At 68.6% G+C, this 11,946-nt stretch carries 11 protein-coding genes; 9 read left to right on the forward strand and 2 right to left on the reverse strand.

The genetic code is table 11. The annotated features are described in order from the left end of the window. Positions 1-6 precede the first annotated feature (6 nt). The 6 genes from yajC to JWQ91_RS06085 all read left to right on the forward strand — a co-directional run bounded on the left by yajC (position 7) and on the right by JWQ91_RS06085 (position 6,704). A complete protein-coding gene (gene yajC / locus JWQ91_RS06060; protein ID WP_297781963.1) occupies positions 7-303 on the forward strand; it encodes a preprotein translocase subunit YajC in 297 nt (98 codons plus the stop codon). Then, on the forward strand, positions 303-1,970 hold the full coding sequence (secD, locus tag JWQ91_RS06065) for a protein translocase subunit SecD (protein WP_297781964.1): 1,668 nt from the start codon (positions 303-305) through the stop codon (positions 1,968-1,970). Before yajC ends, secD begins: the two co-directional genes overlap by 1 nt. Next, positions 1,970-3,073 carry a protein translocase subunit SecF gene (gene secF, locus JWQ91_RS06070; protein ID WP_297781965.1) on the forward strand — a complete coding sequence of 368 codons (1,104 nt, stop codon included), beginning with the start codon at positions 1,970-1,972 and terminating at the stop codon, positions 3,071-3,073. Before secD ends, secF begins: the two co-directional genes overlap by 1 nt. An 87-nt stretch (positions 3,074-3,160) precedes the next feature. Further along, positions 3,161-3,628, forward strand: a complete 468-nt coding sequence (locus tag JWQ91_RS06075; RefSeq protein ID WP_297781966.1) for a hypothetical protein — start codon at positions 3,161-3,163, stop codon at positions 3,626-3,628. A 67-nt stretch (positions 3,629-3,695) separates the two neighbouring features. Continuing rightward, positions 3,696-4,226: an adenine phosphoribosyltransferase gene (locus JWQ91_RS06080; RefSeq protein ID WP_297781967.1), complete on the forward strand. Its 531-nt coding sequence runs from the start codon at positions 3,696-3,698 to the stop codon at positions 4,224-4,226. 240 nt (positions 4,227-4,466) lie between these two features. Continuing rightward, entirely contained in the window at positions 4,467-6,704 is a 2,238-nt protein-coding gene (locus JWQ91_RS06085; protein WP_297781974.1) for a bifunctional (p)ppGpp synthetase/guanosine-3',5'-bis(diphosphate) 3'-pyrophosphohydrolase, read from the forward strand. Between the two features lie 43 nt (positions 6,705-6,747). Here JWQ91_RS06085 and JWQ91_RS06090 read toward each other — a convergent pair whose 3' ends face one another. Together JWQ91_RS06090 and JWQ91_RS06095 are read right to left on the reverse strand one after the other, a co-directional pair. Beyond that, positions 6,748-7,695: a hypothetical protein gene (locus tag JWQ91_RS06090; protein WP_297781968.1), complete on the reverse strand. Its 948-nt coding sequence runs from the start codon at positions 7,693-7,695 to the stop codon at positions 6,748-6,750. Between the two features lie 105 nt (positions 7,696-7,800). Further along, entirely contained in the window at positions 7,801-9,036 is a 1,236-nt protein-coding gene (locus JWQ91_RS06095; RefSeq protein WP_297781969.1) for a DUF349 domain-containing protein, read from the reverse strand. Between the two features lie 64 nt (positions 9,037-9,100). On the opposite strand from JWQ91_RS06095, the gene JWQ91_RS06100 reads away from it, so the two are divergent. From JWQ91_RS06100 to aspS, 3 genes are all read left to right on the forward strand, one after another. Continuing rightward, positions 9,101-9,796: an MBL fold metallo-hydrolase gene (locus JWQ91_RS06100; RefSeq protein WP_297781970.1), complete on the forward strand. Its 696-nt coding sequence runs from the start codon at positions 9,101-9,103 to the stop codon at positions 9,794-9,796. Next, positions 9,796-11,097, forward strand: coding sequence for a histidine--tRNA ligase (gene hisS, locus JWQ91_RS06105; RefSeq protein WP_297781971.1), 1,302 nt, complete (start codon positions 9,796-9,798; stop codon positions 11,095-11,097). Before JWQ91_RS06100 ends, hisS begins: the two co-directional genes overlap by 1 nt. Then, on the forward strand, positions 11,094-11,946 hold an 853-nt coding region (gene aspS, locus JWQ91_RS06110; RefSeq protein ID WP_297781972.1), incomplete at its 3' end, for an aspartate--tRNA ligase. The genes hisS and aspS, both read left to right, overlap by 4 nt.

Here is an 11,946-nt window from a genome sequence, read left to right on the forward strand (position 1 = left end):
ACCACCGTGGAAAACTGGGCGTCCATCCTGCCCCTCGTCCTGCTGGTCATCGCGTTCATCTTCCTGGTCGTGCGACCGGCGAGGGCGCGCCAGCGGGAGTTCCAGGGCCTGCAGAGCCAGCTCGAGCCCGGTCAGCGGGTCATGCTGGCCAGCGGCATCTTCGGCGAGATCGTCACGATCGGTGACGAGACCCTCGAGCTGGAGATCGCTGCGGGCACCGTGATCACCGTCAACCGCCACGCCGTCTCGCGGGTCGTCCCCGACGGGACCGCCACGGATCCTGAGACGGGCACCGAGCTCTGATGGCCGCCAAGAACACCCGCAACAGCAATCTGCCGCGTCCCAAGCGGACGCTGACGCTGTTCCTCGCCGCCCTGGTCGTGCTCTACGGCCTCGTCGCGCTGATCGACCTGAACACCAAGAAGGGTGACGACAGCGCCTGGAAGCCCAAGCTGGGGCTTGACCTCGAGGGCGGCACCCGCATCTCGCTGCAGGCCAAGACCGATTCGGGCAGCATCACGAAGGACAAGCTCGACCAGGCGCGCAACATCATCGACCAGCGGGTCAACGCCAGCGGCGTGACCGAGGCCGAGGTGACGACGCAGGGTGGCAACCAGATCATCATCGAGATCCCCGGCGAGAAGAAGGCCAACATCGTCGACCAGGTCGGCAAGACCGCGCAGCTGCGGTTCCGCCTGCTGTGGGCCGGCAACCTGACCGGCGCGGCCAAGAAGGCCGACACGGCCAAGGACCAGAAGACGATCGACGCGATCGACTGGAGCAAGCTGAGCCTCGACCAGATGATCAAGGCCGAGACCGAGGGCCTCGACACGCTGCCCAAGTCGGTCCAGCCCGGCATCGCCGCCCTCCAGAGGGAGGCAGCCGGCTTCGTCTGCTCACCCAAGGGGCTGGCCGTCGACGACGTCGCCGACAAGCCGCTGGTCACCTGCGACACCAAGACCGGTGAGGTGCAGATCCTCAGCCCCACGGTCATCCCGGGCTCCGACATCAAGAGTGCGTCGCCGCAGTACAACACGCAGACCGCGCAGTGGACCGTCCAGATCAAGCTCAAGGGTGAGGGCAAGGACGTCTTCAAGACCGTGACGACGGCGCTGACCCCGGGGCAGAACCGGTTCGCCGTCGTGCTCGACGGTGAATCGATCACCGCACCGTCCTCGCAGGCGATCATCCGGGACGGCGTCTCGGAGATCAGCGGCAGCTTCAACGCGACGACCGCCAAGGAGCTGGCCAACCAGCTCAAGTTCGGCTCCCTGCCGCTGACGTTCGGCGTCAACGGCAGCGAGGAGATCGGGCCCTCCTTGGCCGGCACCCAGCTCAAGGCCGGGCTCGTCGCCGGCATCATCGGCCTGCTCCTGGTCGTGGTCTACTGCCTGTTCTACTACCGCGGGCTGGGCCTGGTCATCATCGGCTCGCTGCTCGTGGCTGGCGCGCTGACGTACGTCATGGTGCTGCTGCTGGGCCAGGGCGTCGGGTTCACCCTGACGCTGCCGGGCATCGCCGGACTCATCGTGGCGATCGGCATCACCGCCGACTCGTTCATCGTGTTCTTCGAGCGCATCCGTGACGAGGTGCGCGACGGGCGGTCCCTGCGGCTGGCCGTCGAGGCCGGCTGGGTGCGCGCCCGTGGCACGATCCTGGCCGCCGACGCGGTGTCGATCCTCGCCGCGCTGACGCTGTTCATCTTCGCGATCGGCGTCGTGCGGGGCTTCGCGTTCGCGCTCGGCCTGACCACGTTGATCGACATCGTCGTGGTGTTCCTGTTCACCAAGCCCCTCGTCTCGCTGCTGGCGCGGACGAAGTTCTTCGGCCAGGGGCACAAGCTCTCCGGCCTCGACGCCGCCCACCTGGGCATCTCGGGCCGCAAGGTCTCCGAGATCGCCCGTACGAGCCCGGCTCGCACCGACACAGCGCGTGCGGACACCGTCCGCACCGGCGGAAAGGCCAACTGATGGGCACGCTCAGCTCGTTCGGGCAGAACCTGTACGAGGGCCGGGTCTCGTTCGACTTCGTCGGACGCCGCAAGGTCTTCTACGCCATCTCGGCGGCCATCGTCATCGTGGCGGCGCTCGCCTTCATCTTCCGCGGCTTCAACTACGGCGTGGAGTTCAAGGGCGGCGTCGAGTTCACCGCCCAGGTGCAGACGAACGACACCGCGACGGTCGACAAGCTGACCAACGCGGTCGAGGACGCCGGTGTCCCGGACGCCGCCGACCCGACGGTGCAGACCTCGGGCAACGACTCGCTGCGGATCCAGACCCGCGCGCTGACGCAGGACGAGGCGACGACCGTCACCGAGGCCCTGACCGACGCAGGTGCGGAGGAGGTCAGCCAGAACCTCATCGGCCCGACGTACGGCAAGCAGGTCGCGACCAAAGCACTGACCGGCCTGATCGTCTTCCTGGTCATCGTCGTGCTGTTCATCTGGGCCTACTTCCGCGAGTGGCGGATGTCGGTCGCCGGCGTCGTGGCGCTGGCGCACGACCTGGTGATCACGGCCGGCGTCTACTCGCTGTCCGGTTTCGAGGTCACCCCGGCGACGGTCACGGGCCTGCTGACGATCCTGGGCTACTCGCTCTACGACACGGTGGTCGTGTTCGACAAGGTGCGGGAGAACACCCGCGGGATCCTCAAGTCGACCACCAAGACATACTCCGAGCAGGCCAACCTGGCGCTCAACCAGACGCTGGTGCGGTCGATCAACACCTCGATCACGGCGCTGCTGCCGGTCGCGGCCCTGCTGTTCGCGGGCGTCGCGATCCTCGGCTCCGGCCCGTTGAAGGACCTGGCCCTGGCCCTGTTCGTCGGCATGCTCGCCGGGACGTACTCGTCGATCTTCCTGGCGACGCCGCTGGCCTCGCAGCTCAAGGAGCGCGAGCCGGCGATCCGGGCGCAGACCGCCCGGGTCCTCGCCCGTCGTGCCAAGGAGGCCGAGACCCCGGTCCCGGCCACCGCAGCCGCGGCGCCGCACCGCCCCGTCGCGTCGTCGGCCGCCGCCAAGCGCGCGCAGCCGTCACGCAAGCCGCGCTCACAGCGGGGCCGGGGCGGGTCCTGACCCGGGCGCTTGAGCGACATGCCATCCTGATCCAACCGAACAGCGACGCGGGACGGTCCCGGTTTCCGTCGTAGTAGAGGAGCAACCATGAAGATCTCCCTGGCTGTGGCCGGCGTAGTCCTGCTCGGCACCTCGCTCGCCGCGTGCGGCGGCAGCGACGACGGTGGCGCTGACAGCGACTACTGCAAGGACATCAAGACCGCGTCCAAGACGTTCGGTGGGCTCGACTCGGGTGACATCGGCCAGCTCGACAAAGCGTTCAAGACCTTCCACAAGCTCGCCGCCGAGTCGCCCGACTCGCTGACCGCCGACTGGAAGAAGCTCGACAACGCCGTCACGACGGTCGAGGACGGGCTCAAGGACGCCGGCATCAAGCTGACCGACCTGGCCAAGATCCAGTCCGGCCAGATCCCCGAGGGTGTCGACGTCAGCAAGCTGCAGTCGCTCGCCACCGATCTGCAGAAGCTCAGCGACGCCGAGTTCGAGAAGGCCTCCAAGGCGATCGAGAAGCACGCCAAGAGCGAGTGCAAGGTCGACCTGAACGGCAAGTCCTGACACATCCCCTCAGCAGGCCCCGTGGGTTCGTCCCACGGGGCCTGCTGTTCCATCCGGAAGGATCGCCATGAGCGACCTCGACACCGTCATCGACCAGCTGGTCCGTCCGATCGAGGACTGGCCCGAGCCCGGCGTCACGTTCCGTGACATCACGCCGCTGCTGGGCGACCACACGGCCCTGACCGACGTCATCGACGCCCTCGTGGTCCACGCCGAGGGCCTCGGCCCGATCGACGTGGTCGTGGGGATCGAGGCGCGGGGCTTCCTGTTCGGCCCGTCGATCGCGCTGCGGCTCGGCGCCGGGTTCGTCCCGGTCCGCAAGACCGGCAAGCTGCCCGCCACGACGCTCTCCACGGCGTACGACCTGGAGTACGGCTCGGCGGTCCTGGAGATGCACGTCGACGCGATCGTCCCGGGCGCCCGCGTCCTGGTGGTCGACGACGTGCTCGCCACGGGTGGCACGATGCTCGCGGCCGCAGACCTCGTCGGTCAGGCCGGGGGGGTCGTGGCCGGTAACCTCGTCCTCATCGAGATCGCGGCACTCGGCGGCCAGCAGCGGCTGGCACCCGTCGGCTGCGGCGCCCTCCGGACGTACTGAACCCACCACGAATCGAGAGCCATGAACAACCATCAGGCACGCATCGTCGCCCTCGTGCTCGTCGCCGTGCTGGTCCTCGGCGCCGCGGCGACCCTCGTCAGCGGTCTGCAGGGCTGACGTGGCCTGCCGACTCCCGCATACCCACTAGACTGGGCAGCAGAAGGAGCACGCGTGGCCGATCGCATCGAAGCACCCCCGGCGGAGTCCAAGAACACCGACTCGGCCCCGGCTTCCGCGCGCGTGCGCAACCGGCTGGCCCGCATCGGCGGCAGCAAGTCCGGGTCCGCCGACACGGTCCTCGACCCGCTGATCAAGGTCTACCGGGCGACGCACCCCAAGGGTGAGATCGCGGCGATCCAGAAGGCCTACGACGTCGCGAACCGTGCCCATGCCGGGCAGAAGCGCAAGAGCGGCGATCCGTACATCACCCACCCGCTCGCGGTGGCGACGATCCTCGCCGAGCTGGGCATGACCGCGCCGACGCTGTGCGCGGCGCTGCTGCACGACACCGTCGAGGACACCGAATACACCCTCGACCAGCTGACCGCCGACTTCGGCGACGAGGTCCGTCAGCTCGTCGACGGCGTGACGAAGCTCGACAAGGTCAAGTACGGCGACTCGGCCCAGTCCGAGACGATCCGCAAGATGGTCGTGGCGATGAGCCGCGACATCCGGGTGCTCGTCATCAAGCTCGCGGACCGGCTGCACAACATGCGGACGCTGCGCTACCTGCGGCAGGACAAGCAGGAGCGCATCGCGCGCGAGACGATCGAGATCTTCGCACCGCTGGCTCACCGCCTCGGCATGAACACGATCAAGTGGGAGCTCGAGGACCTCGCGTTCGCGACGCTGCACCCCAAGGTCTACGACGAGATCGTCCGGCTGGTCGCCGACCGGGCGCCGTCGCGCGAGCAGTTCCTCGAGCGCGTCGTCAGCGACGTCGAGTCCGACCTGCGGCACGTCAAGCTCAAGGCCAAGGTGTCGAGCCGGCCCAAGCACTACTACTCGATCTACCAGAAGATGCTGCTCGGCGGCCGCGAGTTCTCCGAGATCTTCGACCTCGTGGGCGTGCGGATCCTGGTCGACTCGGTCGCGGACTGTTATGGCGTCCTCGGCGTGCTGCACGCGCGGTGGAACCCGATCCCCGGACGGTTCAAGGACTACATCTCGGTCCCGAAGTTCAACATGTACCAGTCGCTGCACACCACCGTCATCGGCCCGCAGGGCAAGCCGGTCGAGCTGCAGATCCGTACCAACGCGATGCACCGCCGGGCCGAGTACGGCGTCGCGGCGCACTGGAAGTACAAGGAGGACGGGACCGCCGGGACCAAGGGCGGCAAGAGCCCCGACAGCAACGACATGCTGTGGCTGCGCGAGCTGCTGGACTGGCAGTCCGAGACCGAGGACTCGGTCGACTTCCTGGACTCGTTGCGGTTCGAGATGAACAGCGCGGGCGTGTATGCGTACACGCCGCGGGGTGACCTGATCCAGCTGCCGGCCGACTCGACGCCGGTCGACTTCGCGTATGCCGTGCACACCGAGGTCGGGCACGCCTGCATCGGCGCGCGGGTCAACGGCCGGCTGGTGTCCTTGGAGTCGAGGCTGGAGAGCGGCGACGTCGTCGAGGTGTTTACCTCGAAGTCGCCCGACGCCGGGCCGAGCCGGGACTGGCTCGAGTTCGTCGCCAGCCCGCGGGCGCGCAACAAGATCCGGCAGTGGTTCACCAAGGAGCGCCGTGAGGAGGCCATCGAGCGCGGCAAGGACCTGATCGCCAAGCAGATGCGCAAGGAGGGGCTGCCGCTGCACCGGCTCTTCAAGCACGAGACGTTGTCGACCGTCGCGCAGGAGCTGCACCTGCCGGACGTCTCGACGTTGTACGCCTCGGTCGGTGAGGGCAACGTCGGGGCGCAGAGCGTCGTCGAGCGGGTCATCGACCTCGCCGGCGGTCGTGAGGGCGCGCAGGAGGACCTGGCGGAGGCCACGACCCTGCCGGGTGTCGGCTCGCGCCGGCCGCGCACCGAGAACCGCGACGCCGGGGTCATCGTCGAGGGTGTCGACGGGGACGTCCTGGTCAAGCTCGCCCGGTGCTGCACGCCGGTGCCCGGCGACTCGGTCGAGGGCTTCGTGACTCGGGGTGCGGGCGTGTCGGTGCACCGCACGGACTGCGTCAACCTGAAGGCGCTGCGGAGCCAGCCCGAGCGCCTCGTCGAGGTGCGGTGGGCGCCGACCGGCAAGAGCACGTTCCTCGTCGCGGTGCAGGTCGAGGGGCTGGACCGGCCGCGGCTGCTCAGCGACATCACCCGGGTCATCTCCGATCAGCACGTCAACATCCTGTCGGCGTCGCTGTCGACCGGCCGGGACCGGGTCGCGAAGTCCAAGTTCACCTTCGAGATGGCCGACCCCAAGCACCTCGGCCACGTGCTGTCGGCCGTACGCACCGTCGAGGGCGTCTTCGACGTCTACCGCCTCACCTCCTGACCCCCGCCCGCTGACGCGTGGGTTACGCCGGGTGAGGCGTGGGTTACGCCGCGTGACGCGCGGGTTGTTCCCGCGCGCCCCACCAGCGCGAAAGGGGCTTGATCCCGAGCAGGGCGCCGAGCTCGTCCTCGAAGGACGTATCGGGTCCGAATATCCGGGAGCGGTTGCCGATGACCCATCGCCAACCGTAGATCTCGCTGAGGTAGTCACGACGTTCCGAGTCGTGAAGTCTGTGTGCTTCGTCAGTGTGGAATTCCCGGCCGTCGTACTCCGCCCCGATGAGGAGGTCCGGGTAGGGCAGATCGATGTAGTAGGAACGACCGAAGTCGTCGACGATCTCGAACTGCGGATCAGGAGGCGGGAATCCGGCGTCGAGCATGCGCAAGCGTTGCCACGACTCGCCGGGCGATTGTGTCTTGGGCTCGATGATCGCGGCAAGGCTCCGTGCCTGCACGATGCCGCGGAAGCCCTTGAGCCGCGCGACGTACTCGTTGACGTCCTGCACGACCACCAGACCAGCGGCCGCAAACGCGTCGGCGGCTGCGAGTGCGTACGGCCGGTACATCTTCCGCAGCAGGTCCGAGACCGTCCTCACGGCCGTGGTCACGTAGAGACCATCCACGAACTCGATGTCATCGGGCGAGATGATCGCCTGTCGACCGCGGCTCCCGGGACGCGAGATTCTGGCACCGCCGTGCCTGACGACGATGGCGGGCGTGAAGTCGTGGCGTGTGCCGGGGGAGAAGACGTCGAGGCCCCTGACCCATGCGGCTGTCTCGTCACACACAACCGCGTTGTCGGGCGTCACGAGGCTGATGGCGCGCAGGCGACCCCTTCGCGAGTCGGGCACACGCGCGTCGACGTACACGCCGCGGAACTCACGGCGAAGCACCATCTCGTCGTGCATTCGCCTGAGCTCTTTCGGCGCGAAACCCAGATCGCGCCCCTGCAACACCGTGAAGGGGAATCCGTCGTTGAGGAGTTCGGACATGCATCGATCAAACGGCGATGTCCGGCATCCGTCGATCTCATCGTCCACAGACCGCGCGTCGTAACCCACGCGTCGGCGGGCGTAACCCGCGCGTCGGCGGAGAGGTTAGGAGAAGTCGGCTTGGGCTTTTTTCGCCATCTCGAGGAAGGCCTGCTTGGACTCGAGGTCGGACGTGAGGTCCTTGGCCTTCTTGGTGTCGCCCTTGGCCTCGGCGGCGTCGAGCTTGGCCTGCACCTCGTCGATCGCGCGCTGGAGCTTGGAGATCATGTCGTCGGCCCGAGCGGACTTCTCCGGATCGGTCTTCTTCCACTGGCTCTCGGTCGCGTCCTTGATGGCCTGCTCGATCTTGCGGATCCGGCCCTCGAACTCACCGATCTTGGCGCGGGGCACCTTGCCGGCGGCCTCCCACCGGTCGGCGATGTCGAGCCACGCCTTGCGGGCGGCGTCGACGTTCTTGATCGGCAGGAGCTTCTCGGCGTCGGCGAGGATCTCGAGCTTCTTCTCGGCGTTGACCTCGTACTCGGCGTCCAGCGCCTCGTTGGCCTCGTCGCGCGCCGTGAAGAACGCGTCCTGCGCGGCCCGGAACTTCTTCCAGAGCTTGTCCTCGACGTTGCGGGGGGCCGAGCCGGCCTTCTTCCACTCGGCCATCAGGTCGCGGTACTTGCCGGCCGTCGGACCCCACTCGGTCGACGTCGACAGCGCCTCGGCCTCGACGATGAGCTTCTCCTTGGTCACCTTGGCCGCGTCGCGCTGCGTCGACTGCTCGCCGAAGTGGGCCTTGCGGTGACGGGTGTACGTCGTGCGGGCCGAGCTGAACCGGTGCCACAGCGCGTCGTCGGCGGACTTGCTCAGCCGGGGGAGCGCCTTCCACTCGTCGAGGAGGGCGCGCAGCTTGTCGGCGCCGGACTTCCAGTCGTTGCCGGCGGCGATCTTCTCGGCCGCCTCGGCGATCCGGGTCTTCTCGGTCTGCGCCTCGGCGACCTTGGCGGCGCGCTCAGCCTTGCGCTCCTCGCGATGCTTGTCGATCGCGGGCTGCAGCGCGTCGAGCCGCTTGACCAGCGCGTCGAGATCGCCCATCGCCTGGGCGTCGACCAGGAGGGCGCGCACCTTCGTGACGGCCTTCGCGGCGTCGTCGGGGGAGACGGTGCCACCCTCGAGCCGCTTCTCGAGCAGGTCGACCTCGACCTCGAGTCCCTCGTAACGGCGGACGTACAACGACATGGCCTCAGCGGGGTCACCCCCGGGCCACTGGCCGATCAGTCGTTCACCGTCGGCGGTCTTCACATAGACGTTGCCATCGTCGTCGACACGACCCCAGGGGTTCGTGGGCGCAGAACTCATGAACCACAGTCTAGGTGGATGGCAGCGTGGAGTGCGCACACCCGCCTCGCGTACCCTGTGGCACGTGCTTCTCACGTCATTTTCGGCCGGTCCGCTGCAGGCGAACTGCTACTTCGTGTCGCGGGGTCCGGGCGCCGGCTGCGCCATCGTCGATCCCGGCATGGACTCGATCGAGGGCGTGCGCCAGGTCGTCGCCGAGCACAACCTCAAGCCCCTCGCGGTGCTGATCACCCACGGACACTTCGACCACATGTGGAACGCGCAGGACGTCGCGGCCGAGTTCGACTGCCCCGTGTGGATCCACCCCGCCGACCGGCACCTGCTCAGCGACCCGATGGCCGCGATCTCCGGCCCGTCCGCGGCGATGCTCCGCACGCAGCTCGGCATGGACGACCTACCCGAGTTCACCGAGCCCTCGGACGTACGTGATGCGGTCGACGGCGCACGGATCGAGGTCGACGGGCTGACCTTCACCGTCGACCACGTGCCCGGCCACACGCCCGGCACGGTGTTCTACCGCGTCGACTACGACGGGCCCGAGGAGGTCTCGCAGATCATGTTCTCCGGCGACTTCCTGTTCGCGGGCTCGATCGGACGGACGGACCTGGCCGGCGGATCGCACCCGCAGATGCAGGACAGCCTGCGCGATCGCGTCCTGCCGCTGGCCGACGACGTCGTGGTGCTGCCCGGCCACGGCGGTCAGACCTCGGTCGGCCGCGAGCGCGCGACCAACCCCTTCCTGTCGGAGCTGGGTGCCTGATGGCCACCAAGCTCTCCGGGTTCCCGGAGTTCCTGCCCCGCGAGCGGATCGTCGAGCAGCAGGTCCTCGACCACCTGCGGCGGACGTTCGAGCTGCACGGCTTCGCCAACATCGAGACCCGCGCCGTCGAGCCGCTGGACGTGTTGCTGCGCAAGGGCGAGATCGACAAGGAGGTCTACGCCGTCAAGCGGCTGGCCTCCGCCGACGCCGAGCCCGCCGAGCTGGCGCTGCACTACGACCTGACGGTGCCGTTCGCCCGGTACGTCTTGGAGAACGCCGGCAAGCTCGAGTTCCCGTTCCGGCGCTGGCAGATCCAGAAGGTGTGGCGCGGCGAGCGCCCGCAGCAGGGACGCTTCCGCGAGTTCACCCAGGCCGACATCGACATCGTCGCCCGCGACGTGCTGCCGTTCCACTTCGACGTCGAGGTCGCCAGGGTCATGGCCGAGGCGCTGGCCGGGCTGCCGATCCCCACCGCCACCCTGCAGGTCAGCAACCGCAAGATCCTCGAGGGGTTCTACCTCGGGCTCGGCCTGACCGACCCCGCCGCCGTGATGCAGGTCGTCGACAAGCTCGACAAGGTCCCGGCCGACAAGATCCGCGACCTCCTGCTCGAGCAGGGCCTCGACGCCAAGCAGGCCGACAAGGTCCTCGCCCTCGCCGAGATCGTCACGACCGACACGTCGTTCGTCGCCCGGGTCGAGGCGCTCGGGGTGGAGCACGAGCTGCTCGCCGAGGGGCTGTCGGAGCTCGCACAGGTCATCGACGGCGCCTCCGGCGTCGAGGGCGTCACCGTCACGGCCGACCTGCGCATCGCCCGCGGCCTGGACTACTACACCGGCACGGTGTTCGAGACCCGCCTCGAGGGTTGGGAGCACCTCGGCTCGATCTGCTCGGGCGGCCGCTACGACAAGCTCGCGCAGGATCGCCGGTCGACGTACCCCGGTGTCGGGATCTCGCTCGGCGTCTCCCGCCTGCTCGTCCCGCTCGCCCTGTCGGCCTCCCGCTCCGTGCCGTCGGCCGTGCTCGTCGTGGTCGACGCCGAGGAGACCCGCGCCGAGAGCAACGCGATCGCCGGGCGTCTGCGCGCGCGCGGCATCCCCACCGAGGTCGCGGCCAGGGCCGACAAGCTCGGCAAGCAGATCCAGACCGCCGAGAAGCGCGGCATCCCGTACGTCTGGTTCCCCCCATCCGCGGTCAAGGACATCCGCAGCGGCGACCAGGTCGACGCCGACCCGGACCGGTGGGCCCCCCCATCAGAAGACCTCACCCCGAACATCCTCTCCAAGGAGCAGAACACGTGATCCGCACCCATGACGCCGGAAGCCTGCGCACCGACCACATCGGTCAGCAGGTCACGCTCGCCGGATGGGTCGCGCGACGGCGAGACCACGGCGGCGTCGCCTTCATCGACATCCGCGAGGCCTCGGGCGTCGTGCAGGTCGTGGTCCGCGAGGAGGTCGCGCACCAGCTGCGCTCGGAGTACTGCCTCAAGATCGTCGGCACGGTCCAGCAGCGTCCCGCCGGCAACGAGAACGCCGGCATCCCGACCGGTGACATCGAGGTCATCGCGGAGGACGTCGAGATCCTCAGCGCCTCGGCCCCGCTGCCGTTCCCGATCGACGACCACGTTGACGTCGGCGAGGAGGCGCGCCTGAAGTACCGCTACCTCGACCTGCGCCGCAGCGGACCCGCCGCCGCGATCCGCCTGCGCAGCAAGGTCAACGCCGCCGCCCGCGAGGTGCTGGCCGGCCGCGACTTCGTCGAGATCGAGACCCCGACGCTGACCCGGTCGACGCCCGAGGGCGCCCGCGACTTCCTGGTCCCGGCGCGGCTCAAGCCCGGCAGCTGGTACGCCCTGCCGCAGAGCCCGCAGCTGTTCAAGCAGCTCCTGATGGTCGGCGGCATGGAGCGCTACTACCAGATCGCGCGCTGCTACCGCGACGAGGACTTCCGCGCCGACCGCCAGCCCGAGTTCACCCAGCTCGACATCGAGATGAGCTTCGTCGAGCAGGCCGACATCATCGAGCTGATGGAGGGCATCCTCACGAAGATGTGGGCCCTCGTCGGCTACGACATCCCGACCCCGATCCCGCACATGACGTACGCCGACGCGATGCGTCGGTTCGGCTCCGACAAGCCCGACCTGCGGA

It is taken from the genome of Aeromicrobium sp. (genome assembly GCF_025965075.1).
Classification (GTDB): Bacteria; Actinomycetota; Actinomycetes; order Propionibacteriales; family Nocardioidaceae; genus Aeromicrobium.